This is a genomic window from Xenorhabdus beddingii (assembly GCF_002127545.1).
Taxonomy (GTDB): domain Bacteria; phylum Pseudomonadota; class Gammaproteobacteria; order Enterobacterales; family Enterobacteriaceae; genus Xenorhabdus; species Xenorhabdus beddingii.
The window spans coordinates 84,657-100,343 of record NZ_MUBK01000010.1; the positions used below are offsets into that span (position 1 = coordinate 84,657).

General features: G+C 42.0%; 17 protein-coding genes. 9 read left to right on the forward strand and 8 right to left on the reverse strand.

The features are described 5' to 3' along the window. Positions 1-50 precede the first annotated feature (50 nt). Positions 51-1,382 carry a murein transglycosylase D gene (mltD, locus tag Xbed_RS07830; protein ID WP_086112369.1) on the forward strand — a complete coding sequence of 444 codons (1,332 nt, stop codon included), beginning with the start codon at positions 51-53 and terminating at the stop codon, positions 1,380-1,382. Positions 1,383-1,510: 128 nt separating this feature from the next. Then, positions 1,511-2,050: a MepB family protein gene (locus tag Xbed_RS07835; RefSeq protein ID WP_086112370.1), complete on the forward strand. Its 540-nt coding sequence runs from the start codon at positions 1,511-1,513 to the stop codon at positions 2,048-2,050. A gap of 115 nt (positions 2,051-2,165) precedes the next feature. On the opposite strand, the gene Xbed_RS07840 is transcribed toward Xbed_RS07835, so the two are convergent. After that, on the reverse strand, positions 2,166-2,645 hold the full coding sequence (locus Xbed_RS07840; protein WP_086112371.1) for an Hcp family type VI secretion system effector: 480 nt from the start codon (positions 2,643-2,645) through the stop codon (positions 2,166-2,168). 589 nt (positions 2,646-3,234) lie between these two features. Here Xbed_RS07840 and Xbed_RS07845 point away from each other — a divergent pair. The 5 genes from Xbed_RS07845 (at position 3,235) to Xbed_RS07865 (ending at position 5,772) form a co-directional block, all read left to right on the forward strand. After that, on the forward strand, positions 3,235-3,435 hold the full coding sequence (locus tag Xbed_RS07845) for a hypothetical protein (protein WP_244182431.1): 201 nt from the start codon (positions 3,235-3,237) through the stop codon (positions 3,433-3,435). 29 nt (positions 3,436-3,464) lie between these two features. Beyond that, positions 3,465-4,355 (forward strand): hypothetical protein, encoded by an 891-nt coding sequence (locus Xbed_RS07850; protein WP_086112372.1) that lies wholly within the window; start codon positions 3,465-3,467, stop codon positions 4,353-4,355. Then, complete coding sequence (locus Xbed_RS07855) at positions 4,348-4,749, forward strand: DUF1240 domain-containing protein (protein ID WP_139837468.1); 402 nt, start codon at positions 4,348-4,350, stop codon at positions 4,747-4,749. The genes Xbed_RS07850 and Xbed_RS07855 overlap by 8 nt, the downstream gene beginning before the upstream one ends. Positions 4,750-5,050: 301 nt before the next feature. Beyond that, entirely contained in the window at positions 5,051-5,341 is a 291-nt protein-coding gene (locus Xbed_RS07860; RefSeq protein WP_086112374.1) for a putative quinol monooxygenase, read from the forward strand. 50 nt (positions 5,342-5,391) lie between these two features. Further along, a complete protein-coding gene (locus Xbed_RS07865; protein ID WP_086112375.1) occupies positions 5,392-5,772 on the forward strand; it encodes a RidA family protein in 381 nt (126 codons plus the stop codon). A 58-nt stretch (positions 5,773-5,830) separates the two neighbouring features. Here the strand turns inward: Xbed_RS07865 and Xbed_RS07870 are convergent, their stop codons facing one another. Beyond that, the gene (locus tag Xbed_RS07870; RefSeq protein WP_086112398.1) at positions 5,831-6,244 is read right to left on the reverse strand and encodes a DoxX family protein; all 414 of its coding nucleotides are present in this window, start codon (positions 6,242-6,244) and stop codon (positions 5,831-5,833) included. Positions 6,245-6,592: 348 nt separating this feature from the next. Between Xbed_RS07870 and Xbed_RS07875 the strand changes: the two genes are divergently transcribed. Continuing rightward, complete coding sequence (locus Xbed_RS07875) at positions 6,593-7,243, forward strand: GIN domain-containing protein (RefSeq protein ID WP_086112376.1); 651 nt, start codon at positions 6,593-6,595, stop codon at positions 7,241-7,243. Positions 7,244-7,742: 499 nt separating this feature from the next. After that, positions 7,743-8,780: a lectin MOA-related protein gene (locus Xbed_RS07880; RefSeq protein WP_086112377.1), complete on the forward strand. Its 1,038-nt coding sequence runs from the start codon at positions 7,743-7,745 to the stop codon at positions 8,778-8,780. 140 nt (positions 8,781-8,920) lie between these two features. Here the strand turns inward: Xbed_RS07880 and Xbed_RS07885 are convergent, their stop codons facing one another. From Xbed_RS07885 to Xbed_RS07910, 6 genes are read right to left on the reverse strand one after another with little or no spacing between them, the layout of a single operon-like run. Beyond that, positions 8,921-9,418 (reverse strand): hypothetical protein, encoded by a 498-nt coding sequence (locus tag Xbed_RS07885; RefSeq protein WP_244182432.1) that lies wholly within the window; start codon positions 9,416-9,418, stop codon positions 8,921-8,923. A gap of 12 nt (positions 9,419-9,430) precedes the next feature. After that, the gene (locus Xbed_RS07890) at positions 9,431-10,135 is read right to left on the reverse strand and encodes a hypothetical protein (RefSeq protein WP_086112378.1); all 705 of its coding nucleotides are present in this window, start codon (positions 10,133-10,135) and stop codon (positions 9,431-9,433) included. A gap of 44 nt (positions 10,136-10,179) precedes the next feature. After that, complete coding sequence (locus tag Xbed_RS07895) at positions 10,180-11,730, reverse strand: SUMF1/EgtB/PvdO family nonheme iron enzyme (protein ID WP_244182433.1); 1,551 nt, start codon at positions 11,728-11,730, stop codon at positions 10,180-10,182. Then, a complete protein-coding gene (locus Xbed_RS07900; protein WP_244182434.1) occupies positions 11,720-12,961 on the reverse strand; it encodes an ABC transporter permease in 1,242 nt (413 codons plus the stop codon). The genes Xbed_RS07895 and Xbed_RS07900 overlap by 11 nt, the downstream gene beginning before the upstream one ends. After that, complete coding sequence (locus Xbed_RS07905; protein WP_244182435.1) at positions 12,942-13,640, reverse strand: ABC transporter ATP-binding protein; 699 nt, start codon at positions 13,638-13,640, stop codon at positions 12,942-12,944. The genes Xbed_RS07900 and Xbed_RS07905 overlap by 20 nt, the downstream gene beginning before the upstream one ends. Then, entirely contained in the window at positions 13,637-15,670 is a 2,034-nt protein-coding gene (locus tag Xbed_RS07910; RefSeq protein ID WP_139837469.1) for a vWA domain-containing protein, read from the reverse strand. Before Xbed_RS07910 ends, Xbed_RS07905 begins: the two co-directional genes overlap by 4 nt. Positions 15,671-15,687 lie beyond the last annotated feature (17 nt).

Sequence of the window (15,687 nt, forward strand, 5' to 3'; positions counted from 1 at the left end):
CGATAGGTCAGTATCATCGCTCACCTTTTAGGCAAACATCAAAAGAGCACATGAAGACAAAAGCGATCTTATTCGCCTCTGTTTTGCTTGCTGGTTGTCAATCGAGCCTGCAACAAAAGGCTCCTTCCCAGCAGCATACACAGAAGATGTCTTCGACGAATCAGAAAACAAACGGTATTGCAGAGCCAGAGGATTCTGCAAACTGGACGGTGAGTCCGACAGCCCAACAAGATTTGTGGGGCCATATCCGTGATGAGTTGAAGATAGACATCCCTGATAGCAGCAGGGTGAGCGAACAACAAAAGTACTACCTGAAACACAAGAGCCATCTCCAAAATGTGACGTTACGGGCAGAGCCGTACATCTATTGGATAGTTGAGCAGCTTGATAAACGACATATGCCAATGGAACTGGTTTTGCTGCCCATAGTGGAGAGTGCTTTTAATCCCCATGCTACCTCGTATGCCAAGGCGGCGGGTTTATGGCAGATTATCCCAAGTACTGGTCATCATTATGGCCTGACTCAGGATAAATGGTACGATGCCCGTCGCGATGTCGCCGCATCAACCACTGTCGCACTTGATATGCTTGAGTATTTGAACAAGCGGTTCAATGGAGACTGGTTATTGACCCTCGCCGCCTACAACAGTGGCGAAGGCCGGGTGATACGGGCAATCAGGGACAATCAGGAAAAAGGGAAACCCACTGATTTTTGGTCATTGTCACTGCCACGGGAGACCATGCACTACGTTCCCAAGATATTGGCCCTAAGTAACATTATTCGCCATAACGAAAAATTTGCTTTTAAACTGCCAAAGCCCAACAACCAGCAAGCACTGGCTAAAGTTGAGGTAGGACAACAAATCCTGCTGTCGCAGGCGGCTGAATTATCCGGCTTATCATTGTCATCAATCAGGGCATATAATCCGGGTTATAAGCAGGGCATGACTTCCCCTCACGGGCCGCATTACATCATGCTACCGCAAAGGAACGTCAATCAGTTCAAGACGTCACTGACTGATGAAAGCATTTTGAAAAATATTCGGCTGGCTGTGGCCCACAACACTCATAAGCTACAGCAACAAGGCCAATATACGGTTCGTGCCGGGGATACACTGTCAGCGATTGCCAAACGCTTCAATACAACCCATAGAGGATTGCAGAGACTGAATAGCCTGAAAACGGCTCATCAACTCAAGATTGGGCAGGTATTGAAAATCGATAACAGCGGCCCTGTGACTTATCATGTACGCAAGGGTGATTCATTTTTCAGCATCGCCAAACGCCACGGTGTGGATCTTAATGATCTGATGAATTGGAATAAAAACATCAAAATCAAAGAAATGAGACCGGGAATCGCGCTGACACTTTATCTGAATTAGATGCGTTTTTCCGCTCAATATAGGGCGCTCTGTCCTTTAGGACAGGGCGTTATCGAGGCCGCCTTTCACAAGGTTGCCACCGTGATCTCATATCCTGACACGTTTTCGTATCAGGAAAGGAGTATAAATTGTCATCATTAAAACCAAATACAGAAAATTTACCCAATATTTTCCGCGAAATTAAAGAATATCTTCTACTTCCTTCAGCATTCCAGTTTGACTCCACTCCCCATCACGAAACAGAAAGCCGTGATTATTGTGCTATGCGGTTTCAACTGGACAGTAAATCAATCGTCTTTCGTCAAGCTAAAACAACACCCAATAAACAAGGGCAATTTGTTACCCTTTGGAAAAGACCGACTCCAGATTCAGCAATCATGCCTTTTGAATACAGCGATAATATTGATTTCTGCTTAATCGCGACGGTTTCAGAAAATCAGAAAGGCATTTTTCTGTTTGATTCACATATCCTGATAAAAAAAGGCGTTTTTTCAACGCAAACTCAAGAAGGCAAAAGGGCCATTCGGGTCTATCCGACCTGGGTATCCCCTACCTCAAAGCAGGCCATCCAGACACAAAAATGGCAATCCTTATATTTTATCAATTTCGATAAGCAGGAAACTGCCATTGAGAAATTTAAGCATATGCTCTTAAATCATAATCATTAAGAATGGGCGGTGTTGTATAAATATTAGAAGGGTGAGATTGGCGCCAAATAAATATGTAAAAAACAAAAAAATTATGCGATTAAGCATATATGTAATATATGCTTAATTTTTTTGTTTAATAAACTCTATCTTCCCATATGCTATAGGCTGATGTTCCCGCTGTTACATGGTTCCATGAAATGGATTTGTAGTTGAGTACAATTCTTTCATAGGGCATGGCATCAAAATCATTTATAGAGTGTGGATAAGTACAAGAAATCTCAGAAATTGTTGCTTCTGTAATTTTGACTTCATAAAATAGTTCTAACTGACCCGCTTGGCTGGTTCTGTGAAAAATAAAGACGCCATTCAGCGATTCATTTGAATCTATCGCCATTGCTAATAAAGGGGAGGACTTATCGATAGGTTTGATGAATTGTATTGGTTGATGGCTGACATTTTGTTGACGCATGATGGTGTGATTCAGGCTGAGTACCTGTATCTGATCTTCGTGCCCATGTTGATAGCGGTTTCCTATGGAATCGGGCGTTGAACACCCCGCTGATATTAAACCTTGCTTCTTACCCTTTAACGATAAATAAATCATATATGACATAAAGATTACCATCCTAGTTTATTATTTAAATGATGTGGACTTAAGCACTAAGCCTGAGGGGTATAACCTAACACATTAAAAATAATTGTGATGGACGCGTCAAGGCAAAAAAATCTTTTTGATCTCCCTTTTGTTAGATTGTCATTTTTATCCTTAAAAAAGAAAACATCCTCCTTGGTTATAATAACAATGATTACCAATTAGTTATTGTTATAATCCGTTATCCCGAACCTAATTAACGAATTAATCATCGTGATAAATATCACAATTTTTGATGGAATCATTTAACCGTAGCAATAGGGGAACTTCCGTTTATTTGAAACTATGAATTATTTTTATCAGAAATTTTTTCATTTTCAAAAACGGTCTAAAAAGAGCAAACACTCACAAATAGGTGGGTATCTTCGTCGAAATAAAGCCGCCAAATAAAGATACAGAATATCGGCTTTACAGTTACCATTGTTACTTATGTGATGATTAGCCCTTGATTTTAAGCTATATTCAATGGGTTATTATTATGTGATTGATGTGGTGATTTTTTATATAAAGATGTTATATTCTAATTCTTAATGAAAAATGGGGGTGCCGTATGGATGAGAGAGAAGCATTGATGCAGCAAATAAGTGATCTATTGATTGATAACCCGGCGAGATCAGAAGATAAGCTGGCAGTGATGATGATGTTCTGTTTTCAATTATTATCATCGACTCAGACAGATGGAGTAAATATGCGTGTTTCGGATGGCAGAGTTTTATCATTAAAATTTGAGAAAGAAAAATTAAAACATTGAGATTATGATTTTATTGAATGAGGTTTTGAATGGATATTAAAAGAAAAAATGAATTATTGAATTTTCATTTAGGTGGTGTTGTGCAAATAGATGAGGCAGATGGTATATTAAAGCCTTGGCTAAATACTTCCCAAGCGATTGAACAAATGACGGATCAATTGGAAAAAAATTTAGAACTTTTTGTTGTATTGACATTAGAAGAGGCTCTTGATGCTGTGAAGAATCTATGCGTACCTAAACCAAATGCATCATGGAAAGATGCTACTTTTGCATGTACAGATATTGCCTCGTCGTTCACTGGTAATATTATTGATGGTTATGGTTTGAAGAAAATAATAGATGAACTCAGTAGTTATTTTGGTGTTAAGGCTAAAGAATATGTCGATAAATATGGAAATAGAAGCATAAAGTTAACAGGCCGAACTGGCGTTAGAAACTATTTAACGGCTGCAAAATATGGTGTGAATAACTTTAAAATGATAGATATGGGCATAGGTTCACAAGGAATAAAAAATGGTATAATTACTGGAGCAAGATACTGTATTATTGTTGGTGCTGCTTATAGATTTGTTGAATTATGGTTTAAAAATGAATATGATCTTTATGATTTTTTTGGAAATATTACCATGGATGTAGCCAAAACTGCCGTTTCAGTTTTGGCTGGGTTTGGAGCAAAGGCTATTGCTGGTGCTTATTTGGCAGGTGGTGCTTATGTCCTTGCGGTATCTTGTGGTATATTTTTTTTGGGGGTTGGAGTTGCGATTATATTATATCGCCTTGATAATAAATTTGAAATAAGAAAAAATCTTATAGAATATATGCGAGAGAGTGCAATAGAATATGCAAAAAAAAGAAGAGTAAATTATGCATCTCACCCTGATAAAGTTCTCAGCGAATTAGGGAGATCTTGGCGTGGATAATAAAAATAGGATTGTAGTTATAATAAGTGCATCATTCATGTTTTTTATTGTGGCTATTGCTGTTTTTTTTGTTATTGAGGATTTTATATCAATCATTAAGATGGGAGATGAAATTATACTTTCTTGGAAATCATTTGCTTTTTTCTTTTCTTCTCCTTTTCTTTTTTATTTTTGTATTAATGCTATCTATTATAGTGTTATTGCAAAACAGCCAAAACTGAATGACTTAGCAATTAAAATTTTACTGTCATTTTGTATTTTTTTCTTAATTTTGAGTGTACCTATATCTTGGTATTTTGACCATAAGTTTAAGAAATTAGGTTATTCTGTCTGTTATAAATCATCATGGAGTGCACCCAATAAATATGTTAAAGATATAAAATTATGTCGTTAGGAAAATGTTCCAATATTGGCATAATTTCATGCAATAGAACTGTAATTCAAAATAAATTTTGCATATTGCATAGTCTAAAAATCATTCATTATCGAGCGAGGTAGATATAGGAAATATCGATAATGGTTGCCCTGTGATTTTTATTTCATAAAAAATCGCCAACTGTTTTCATGATAAAACAATCAACAATAAAAATCATCACTTTATTAAACATTCCATTTTGCGTTACATTAACTCTCGCAATTGAATATAGCGTATTTATAATACTTTTCGATAACTAAAAATATTAAGGCCACAACCCATGTATAAAAATGGATATTTTGTCACAGCAGAAATTAGAGCCAACGCAAATGCAGATCTCACTATCGTCGTCAACGAACTAAAAACCCTACAACAAAAGACCCTTTTAGAACCAGGCTGTGAAATATTTTTCATCCAGCAATCCAGCGAAAATCCACACTCATTTATCATGTGGGAAAAATTTATTGACCATGATTCATACAAGAAGCATTTTGAATATGAACACACTCAGTATTATTTCTCTTTAAATTTAACCGAGATCGTACAGGATTTTAAAACAGATACTATTTGATCCCATCAGAAAAGAGCCTATCCAAATAGGCTCTCGATAAGGAGTTTATTTTGGTTATTCGAATGAATTATGACAACTTACCTCAAGTCAAAGGCCCTTATGTACATGCCACCAAACATCATGGTCTGTTATATATTTCAGGTTTAACCGCTTTTGGCACAGCAGCACAACATCTTAATGTTGAATCACAAGCTGTTGCCATTCTCCAACAGATTACGTCAATACTTAATCAGGAAAAACGGCATCAGTCTGATCTGGTAAAATTCACCATTTTCATTAAGGATATCAGCCAGCTTCCGGCTATTCGTCCATTACTGTTTGAATTTTATGAAGGCCATTTACCCGCCTGTTCTCTGGTTGAAGTCTCAAATCTTATTCATCCGGACTTACACATAGAAATTGAATCCATTATTGCCCTGCATGATGAATAGGTTGCATGACCCAGCCAGTCAGGTATGGCCTGAACCCAAACGGTATTGTTTGCTATTTTTATGCTTGACGTTTCTTTCTCAAATGGCTGGCAATTGCGGTAATAATCAGCCCCCCAATAACCGTGGTATGCTCAAGCGCGAAATAGAGTGAGATTTTGGCGTACTCACCTGAGAAATGCCAAAAGGTATGGACAATGACAATGGTCAAAAAGAGGAAAACAGCTAACATTCCGGCACCCAGCCAGACAAGGCGATCAAACAAGATCAATAAAGAACCAGAAATCAAAACAACGGCTGACGCGATATTAAACAACCAGTCTGGATGCAATCCCGCAGCCCGCATTTCTGCCAGACTGCCTTCAAAATCAATCAGTTTAGCAAGCCCGGAAGCGATAAAAATGACCAGAAGAAACAATCGGGCAATAATCCACAACCCATTACTCTCAAGTGCGTTTTCAATAAAACGTTTCATCATCAATATTCCTGATCCTTAAGCAAAAACCCTGTCTTTTTTATGCAATAAAACGACAGAACGATATTTTGTCAGTTAACAGACACAGCAACTTTGCACTATAAAACCTAAAGCTAACTTGAGGTCAATAGACATGATGAAAGATAAATATATTAAATAGCGGTATCGGGTGCAGTTATTTTAGAAATATGTTGAGAAGTCACATCTTGCTTAATTGATTATAGACTCGAAATAATTTTATCTTAAGATATGAAATTCATACTGAGGGAAATTCAATAACGTTTTCTGGTATTTTTTTCATTTTAGAAGCCTTAAGCACATTAACCCTACTCTTAACAAAGGTATTTTATGAGAAAAATAGCAATTTTGGTGGCATTAATTTCAGGAGCCACATTCCATCCAGCAATGGCAGCAGAAAAAACCATTGAAGTTCAGAGCTTCACTGCCGTTAATGTGCAAAAAGGCGTTAATCTAACGATCAAATGTGCTGCCACCTCTTCATTAAAAGTTAAAGGTATGCAATCATCCATTGATGAACTTGATGTTAATCACGATGGCAATACACTGCGTCTGATTAACGAAGCCAACAAAAACAATAATCTTATCTCCTCAGCCATTGATATTACCCTATACACTGATAAGCCACTGAATAATTTATTCACTAAATCAGGCGTCAAAACGAAAGTGGATGCTTGTGCCGTAGATGGTGAAAATCTGGAAATTTCAGGGCAAATGGGCAGTAAAATTGATGTTGCAGGCAAAACCAAACATCTGAACCTTACGCTGGAAATGGGAGCGGTGTTTAATAAAACGTCTCAGAAATTCAGCGCCGATTCCGCCAACGTGAATTTAAGTATGGGGGCATCAGCTTTTCTCTGCCATATTACCAATATTACGAGTAGCCTAACGGCGGGAACCAAGATCTTCGTTGATAAGAACGCCGTCGTTAAAACCATAGATAATTTCGCCAGCGGAATTTCTACCGACGTCTGCTCTTGAAATCATTTTTGGTAATATTTTTATAAAAATAACTCAATCTATTTATTGTGTTCTAATTAATATCAATCACTAAAAAATAGGTTGAGTGACAAGTTGAATTCCATGCGTAATTCCGTACATTTCTTTGTTTTTGTTATTTTTAATTTTCCATTAAAATAGATAAAGCAGAAACAAAAATGATTTTATTGATAACCCATCATCATGATTTTAGGAAAGTAAAGCCAAGGGGAAAATAGCGTGTAATAAGTTTAATTTATGATTTACAGAAAAATAATTTTCCTAAAAAGCATTCCACATTTTTAGTACTGAAATATCGCCTTCTGACTTGCGACAGAAAACCCATCCTTCGCCATTAACAACTCTCGTTTAGCTAATTGAGAGGTTGCCTCTGAGAGACTTAATATTCCGGCTCCTACCCATAGTTATAGATTATTCATGCTTTAATCCCCAAGAGTAACCACACAGAGATATATTCAATATAAAATAAGGTAACTACGTTATGGAAAAAGAAGACAAAATAATCCCCTCTCACTCCTTATCCGATTCAGATAAATCTACACTTTCAGAATCAGAAAATATTAATGATGATAATGAAAACCTGTTTCCAGAAGACAATGAGGCTGCTCTTATTACACCGGATGAGGCCGCATTTAACAAAAAGATAAATCGATATGTTACCTATCTCATTAGGGATGAAAATAAGCGCATACTATGTATTGATTCTACTCAACGTGTCGGAGATTCACACGCCTATTTTGGACAAGAGGAAACGAATTATCATGACTTTATCATGATAATTCATTGGAATACGCCTGCGCCGACAGTACCAAAACGTCTGGTAGGGAAATACTATGACCATAAATTTTTTCTGTATTCAAACGATATGACAAATGAGTTGAATTGGGCAATTTGGGATACGCCTAATTCTCAGCCAGAAGAATTTCTGATATTAATCAGGGCAGAATATGTCAAAACCGAAGACGGCGTAAATAAATATAAATATATTTGGAATTATAAAGGAAAAGACATCTATCTTTGCAGCGATCTCGTGGAGAACGAGCGTGAATGGAGTTGGTTATACTTATCTGATAAAAAATATAGCTTATTTAGCCAACATATTCATTATATTCAGAGCGAACTGATAAAAATGTTATGCCAGAAGACCTGGCCAAATATTACATTCAAATATCATAAATTAAGAATAATGGATAGAAAATATTGCGTTATTTCAGACAGAACAGCGCAATATATATATAAACAATCAGAGCTGAAAAATTTCAAATATAGACAAGAATCTTTTGATTGTGATGATTTTTGTTATATATACAAAGCACAGGCCAGTAAAGAAGCCTATATCAGTAATGAGCGTTTCGGATATGCTCTTGGCATAATCGTTGGAACAAATAAAGAGGATCAAGGTCACTCTGTTAATATCTATATCAACGATGAATTAAAGGTTAAACTTATAGAACCACAAACTGGAAAAATCATAAATGGCGAAGATTGGGATCACCGTCCAACTTTTATCTTAATATAAGATAGTAACCCGGCATTTCACGCCACTGTTATTTTACTCAAGTGGTGATGTATCACTCCGACACCCAGCCCATTCATTGCGCTTTAAACCATCAGCAAAAAATGGGCTGGATATTCAGTCGAACTCATGGAAATTCTGAGTTACTGTACCAACAAGCTATTTTGAAGTTTATTCAATTGGCTCTGCAACTGCTGTAATTCCAATTGTTTTTGCATCTCAGACTGAGATGGCTGATTTGACACATTACGCAGGCGATCCTCCAATTCAGCAATCTGTTTTTCCATGTTCGCTTTACCCACTGATTTCGTTTTCAATTGATTCAGCAAATGATTTAACGACTTATGCAATGCGGTCTGAGAACGTCTTTTACTTTCCAAATTCGCTTTACCCGCTTTTTTCTCACGTTCAATCGCAGCATAAACGGCTTTGAACTCTTTGTTCAATGCCTGTTCGTGTTGCAATTCTTTCTCTTTTTCCACCACACGCTGATCCCAGGTGCCTGAGTAATTGCAGTTAAATTTTGCAATGAGACTCATATCACCCAGTGTTGGATCACACTCTTTTGCATTCGTCACACAGCCAGTGAGTACCATGCCCGCAGCTAACATGATTAAGCCACGCATCATTAATCCACACATAAAAACTCCTTATCAGCTTACTTTAATTGCGGTACGTTGTTCATAAAGGCTGTCTAGCTCTTGTTGTAACGAACCAATGTTTCTGCGCATCTGAACAATTTGTTTATCCAGATCTTTGGTACGAACGCGGTCTTTTGCCATCAGAGAAGAAACTTCACCCCATTGCTGCTCATGTTCCTTCATTTCCTTGAGGGTAGAGCGTAAATAAGCGATGTTGGCATCAAGACCTTGCAATTCTTTTTGCATCTGGCCTCTTTTCGCCGTTTTCATCGCGATATCTTTCTTAATCTTAGCCAGCGTCCGTTTATCCTCTGCGATAACCTGTTTAGCGGTGGCCGTCACATTCTGAATACGCTGGTTTTCTGCTTTAACGTCGTTAATTGAGGCAACCAGTAGCTGCTCCCGGGTTCCATACTTTTTACGTTGGCTGTCCAGATAAGCATTGGCCCCCACACCCACACCGCACCCCAGAACAGCCGCAGCAGCGATACATATTGCTTTATGCTCACTGGCAAGCGCACAAGCCAGAGCGCCTGTCGCAGCACCGGCTATACAGGCTTGCCATCCCGATTTATTAAAAAATTCAACATCCTGATCCTGAGTTAAACGAGAATCCACCTTCCCCGTTTGTGCTGAGGGGCCTTGCGGGGTTTGGCAGGCAACCAGCAAAAAAATCATGCAGAAAGAAACCATAGAACGAATCGATTTCAGTACCATTTTTGAATATCCTTTTTAGTCATTTAATTGGTTATTTGTTGTTATTAGTTGTTTTTCTTACACGCATCCAACCAACTGTCTCGTGCCACTTTTCCATTCTTCCAATAACCCTGAAGGTTATTCCGGTAAGTAATGAGATAACGGTTCAAATTCGTTTTTCCCCGCGCCGACATCTGCTGCTGAACAACACGAATTTGTGGTGCAATAAGCTCTGAATTGTAAGTTATGCCCATGTCCACCAAGGTATCGGCGTAATAATTAACAATAAAATCAAGGGTCTTTTTATGCTGCGCCAACTGTGTCTGACGGCGGGCGCAATTCGCATCCAGTTCACTGCCTGCCTGACAGGTTTTTTCATATAAACCGATCAGCCGATCATAAAAATCCCCATCATCCTTTAATTTGGTGCACAAGAATGCCCCCAGTTGCAGGGAAGTACGTATGGCCTGATCACGTTGTTCATCACGCAGTTGTGCATTGGCCCGTAGATCAGCCCGCAACTTTTCCAACTGTTTTTTCACTGCTGCATCCTGAACCTGAGCTGAAATGTGGCTCAAGTTATCGAGGGAATCAGCCGGGTTTTTCTCTTTGTTCTGAGCGTTATCTGTGCCTAGTGCTTGCCACTCTTTAGCTATTTCTTTGATGCGCTCCCGTGAGGTCAATGTCGGGGAAACCAGTACCAAACGAAAGCCAATGGTTTTATTCTTATTATCACTCTGCCCAACATAATAAGGTTCCTCTCCACGCAAAGCGCTGCGTATATCGCTTTGTGGCGTCAGGAAATGTCCTCCCCTAACGATATAACCCCCGGCTTGACCATGTTGACGATCCAATTTATTTAGGCGAAAAGGTTCAAACATCATTTCTGATGCGTTACCCAGCATATCGTGCAGCCCCAGCGGGTTGGGCTTAAGCAGTCCGGTAAGTTGAAGTTTGCCATTGGCGGATTGAGCACCGGCGAACCAGGCATAACTGGTCAATCCTTCTGGCATTGGGAAGCGTTGATCGCGAAATTCTGCCGGAGAAACGGCCAACCCACCACGGGTTGCAAATTCCCATTCAGTTTCCGTCGGCAGGCGCAAGAAGCCGGGTTTACCATCTTCAACCGGCAACGCCTTAGGCTGATTTTTCAATAACCAAAGGTTATATTGGTTCGCCAGATTCATGGCATCCATCCAACCCATGTTGACTTTGGGTAAACGCAATTTCATATTGGGTGTCGGGCAGTTACCCGTCAGCGCTTGATATTGCATCTCTGTCAGCTCGTATTTTGCCATCAGGAAATAACGCCCCTTGCCAGATTGACCCTCAGCAAAACTTCCCGCAATATGTTCAGCCCGTGCTTGTTCCAGATATCCCCATTCATCGTTGCCTTCTCCACCCAATGTCATGCTGTAATCCTGCAATGGCCGGCTAAGGGGAATGGAGACTTTGCGAAAGGCCATGGCACCGCCACAAGGCATGGGCAATATCACATCATCCGCCAATGGCTTGGGGTTATAGTATTTCTCTTCCCAATTCGCATGTGCAGAAAGTGAAAGCATTCCAAACAAGAGTGCTGACAATGCCAGACTCACACAATGATTAAATCTCACGTAAACTCTCCGCAGGTTCAATTTTCAACGCACGTAATGCGCCCACCGCTGCCACTCCCAATGCGACGGCTAAAACGGCCAATAATGCCATCAATAAATGCCAGGGTTCCAAATGGCATACAAATGCCGTTTCAGGTAATGAAGCGCCCAGCGCACGGTTAAATAACTGGCTGGCGCAAAAATAGAGCAGTAAACCCACGCCCCAGGCGCTGCCAGTTAAAAGCAGAGCCTGAATCAAGATAAACAGCACGACCGCCTGACGACGAAAACCCAACAATCGCAGCACGGCCATATCTTTTCTTTTGCGATCGATATTTGCCATAAATGCCCCCACCAGCGAGGCGATACAACCTGAAGCCGATATCCAGGCGATAACACTAAAAATCAGGCCAAGTACCTGATCAATGGCGCGCACAGATTCAATCTGTGCTTGCTGGGTCACCGTTTCAATATTCTGCTGCTGTAACCAGTCGGCTAATTCGTCTACCGCATCCATGCTGCTGGCATATAACCGAGCTTTGGCAAAAGTGCTGCGTTCACGGGCAGGCATTCCATCATGGACATTTAATAACGCGACCTGATAACCATCACGGTAATCTTCCATGGCGACTAAAAGCGGCAAGGTGACGAAAGCGGCGGGGCGGGAAAACTTTGCTCCCTCCATCACATCAATGACAGTGAATGTATGCTGTGTCCGTTCACTCACCCCCTCCCGTTTACGGGCAATCACTAAGCGCACGCTATCCCCTGTTTTTACCTGTAAACGTTCCGCCGCACTGGCACTCAGTACGACCTGCTGCGCATTCTGCGGTATCCGGGCATTCATCAATAAGGGATCATGTTGGGCGGTGGGAATAACTTCAGCGTTACTGACAAAATGCTGGCGATCCTTGACCAAATCGGCCTGAGTATTCAAGGAGCGCGTCAATGGCATGACAAAACTGACATCCGATCGCGCCGCAAGCTGCATCAGCCAAGTACGGTCATAGTTACCGTTACCCAGCATACGGACTTCGCGTGTGCGTGGATCCTCCAGCAACGTATGGCGAAGCTGGTTAACGATGCCATTTTTCAGGCCAAACAGCAGTAACAGCGGGGTGATAACGGCAATCAACGAAAAGATGATGCAGAATGCAACCTTGCGATCGTGAACCAAATCCGCCAACGCCATTCGAGGCAAAAGCCAGCGGGGCGGCCTTGCCGTGATCCCCTTAACCGATGGTGAAGACACTGTTTTTTCCATCCACTTTTGCCGCATAACGTTTAAGACCAAAATCTGTGACCCGCTGCCAATCGTGACTCACAATAACAGCCACTAAACTGAGTGAGCTGACCATCTCAACGATCAGGCTAAAAAGCCTCTCGGCATTGTGAGGGTCCAGGGCTGCGGTGGGTTCGTCCGCCAATAACAGTTGCGGTTGATGGGCAATGGCGCGGGCGAAAGCAACCCGCTGCCGCTCTCCAATCGAAAGCTGAGAAGGCATTTTCTTCATCAGCCCCTCAATGTTCAGGCGCGAAATGGCCGTATCCAGCCAATCGGATTGGGTCACCAATCCGGCTATCTTGCGAGGCAATTGAATATTTTGTTCCACGGAGAGCCAAGGGAGCAATCCGCCATGCTGCAAAACAAAGCCAAGATCTTTCGCCCGTATTTCCGCAAGCCGGCGTTCTTCTCCTGCCAGAATTGGCGTGGCAATATCACAGGGCGGCGTCCCCAATTGATAGCGTGACAGATGATCCGGTTGTAATATTCCCCCGATCATCTCCAGCAAGGTACTTTTACCGCAACCACTCGGCCCCGTTAAGGCCGCTACTTCCCCCGCTGCAAGCGACAGCGACGGCAGGCTGACAGTAAACCCCTGCTCCGCCTGCCCGCGCTGTATCTGCATCGACTCAATGTGCAACATCATGGCAGGTTTTCCAGTGGAACGGGATAGACGTTATCACGCGGGTCGCTATCCGGTGCCAGTGAAATCCAGCGATCCACATCTTCGTTATAACGCTGGTAATAATGGAGTTTGGTATTCAAACGACGGATAAAGCGTTCCTGCTCCAACCCATCCCAACTTTTCCACGTCTCTTCATCCAGACTCAACACTTCACTCAAATAAGGCAATCCGTCGATATATTCACCCAGCAGCCCCATTTCACCCAGTTTGGTGGCTTGTTTGTTCTTTGCCTGTTTCGGATCATTGCCCATCGTCGCGGCCAGCGAACGCAGGCTGGCAAACATATCATCCGGCGAAATTAACCCTTCATTGGCTGCATTCACGATCTTCTTCATGACTTCACTCAGATTGCTTAATTCGCTCTTGGTCAGCAAGACTTTGACTTCGGTCGCAGGGATGTTTTGCTGAACCAGATCACGGTCACTGATCCAAGATTTAAACACCGGCGGCGCCTGAGTTCCCTGTTTGTCACCAAGATAGGCCAACTGCATGGCGTGACCCAATAAGGCAGCATCACGCAATAAAGTCTCCTGCGGTAACGGAGCTTGTTTCCCCGTATGGGAAGAATAAGATTCGTCCGCACCCAGCGCACTGCCTACCGTTTCTTTGCCACTCCATGCCGCTTTAATCTGTCCGGTGATGGCGTTGGCAAGGCTGTCAACCATCGTCCCGAAGCTGTTCACATCCCCCGAATTAATCGGGTAATACAGTGGCTTGTGCAGGAAAGGGTTGAGGGTTAATTCACGATACTGATCCTCAGCAAAAGCGTGATTTTTACGCCCGGCCGGTGTTTTCAGATGGAGTGTATAGAGTGCCACACCGCGATAGGTTGCTTCCAAACGGACCTGTGTGGCGTCCAACCGGGTGGTAGATAATTTGTCATCCCCTGCTAGCGCCCCCGCATCCGTCACGAGGATCACATAACGGGCACCAAATTTTGTCCAATCCACTTTATCCAGTGCGGTCATGACGCCCGCATACGCATCTTCATTCACTTTGCTGCTGGAAACTTTGGCCGGCTTGAGGTCACGGACTTTTGCCAGAAAATCTTTTCCATCTTTCACCGTATTGGGATCGACATACATTTTGCTGTCATATTCCAAACCGGGAACCGCCGTCACGTTTGAACGATAAGCCACCAGACCAAATTTTACCTGACCGAGTAGGTTTTCTTTTTCAATCTGCTGGTAGACTTTCTCAATGGCTTGTTTGGTGCGATCAATATAAGGCCCCATTGAAATGGTGGAATCAATCACGAAGACCACCGATGCAGAGAAGCCTCTCATCATGTTTTTTTCTTTATTTCCTTGATGTCCTTTATTTTCTTGATGTTCTTTATCGGGAGAAGAACCCGTTCCTTTATTTTGTCCCGATTTACCCCCTTTGCCGGCTTCACTGACGGAGGCAACATTGAGTACCCGAACCTGATAACCTGTGTCGGTAAAAATATCATCGGAATCCAATACCGGCAGCAGATAAAAATGCTTATGCTGATCGATCATGTAATCCGGTTCACGCGCCAGCACCGAAGGAACCGATTTCCCTGCTTTCAGTTCATGCAATAATGGCTGCAATTGTGTCGCAGGCTTGGGACTGTTCAAGAGGCGTTCCACATCCGTTTTGTCACGGAAAAACAGCATCGGGTTGCGCCCGGAAGGGTTGGTAAAGGCCAGCGTCAGTTGCATTTTCCAATCTACCGTACAGTTGGATTTCATCCAGCCACGGGGATGTCCGTAGCTATCCGGGCCTACCTGCAACCATTCTTCGTTGCCTTGCTTCTGGCGCTGATACACATAAAAACGACTAAAGGCAGGTTGTTCCTGACCTTGTTCACCCACGTTGGGCGATAATTCACAGCCCGGATAAGTCAGTACGCGCTGATAGAGCGTTTGTTTCCCTTCCTGCAACAACGGTTTTTGTGCTGCCGCCTCAGCCGATACCATCAACACCAAGGCGGGAAAACCCGCCTTCAACCCGTTCAGATATTTCATCATGCGATTCCTATTTT

What these genes read in the sequence shown, in the direction of transcription:
- Xbed_RS07875 (WP_086112376.1), top strand. Translation starts at nt 6,593, where the DNA reads ATGAGAAAAATAGCAATTTTGGTGGCATTAATTTCAGGAGCCACATTC.
- Xbed_RS07850 (WP_086112372.1), top strand. Translation starts at nt 3,465, where the DNA reads ATGGATATTAAAAGAAAAAATGAATTATTGAATTTTCATTTAGGTGGT.
- Xbed_RS07890 (WP_086112378.1), bottom strand. Translation starts at nt 10,135, where the DNA reads ATGGTACTGAAATCGATTCGTTCTATGGTTTCTTTCTGCATGATTTTT.
- Xbed_RS07845 (WP_244182431.1), top strand. Translation starts at nt 3,235, where the DNA reads ATGGATGAGAGAGAAGCATTGATGCAGCAAATAAGTGATCTATTGATT.
- Xbed_RS07870 (WP_086112398.1), bottom strand. Translation starts at nt 6,244, where the DNA reads ATGAAACGTTTTATTGAAAACGCACTTGAGAGTAATGGGTTGTGGATT.
- Xbed_RS07910 (WP_139837469.1), bottom strand. Translation starts at nt 15,670, where the DNA reads ATGAAATATCTGAACGGGTTGAAGGCGGGTTTTCCCGCCTTGGTGTTG.
- Xbed_RS07885 (WP_244182432.1), bottom strand. Translation starts at nt 9,418, where the DNA reads ATGTGTGGATTAATGATGCGTGGCTTAATCATGTTAGCTGCGGGCATG.
- Xbed_RS07860 (WP_086112374.1), top strand. Translation starts at nt 5,051, where the DNA reads ATGTATAAAAATGGATATTTTGTCACAGCAGAAATTAGAGCCAACGCA.
- Xbed_RS07840 (WP_086112371.1), bottom strand. Translation starts at nt 2,645, where the DNA reads ATGTCATATATGATTTATTTATCGTTAAAGGGTAAGAAGCAAGGTTTA.
- Xbed_RS07905 (WP_244182435.1), bottom strand. Translation starts at nt 13,640, where the DNA reads ATGATGTTGCACATTGAGTCGATGCAGATACAGCGCGGGCAGGCGGAG.
- mltD (WP_086112369.1), top strand. Translation starts at nt 51, where the DNA reads ATGAAGACAAAAGCGATCTTATTCGCCTCTGTTTTGCTTGCTGGTTGT.
- Xbed_RS07880 (WP_086112377.1), top strand. Translation starts at nt 7,743, where the DNA reads ATGGAAAAAGAAGACAAAATAATCCCCTCTCACTCCTTATCCGATTCA.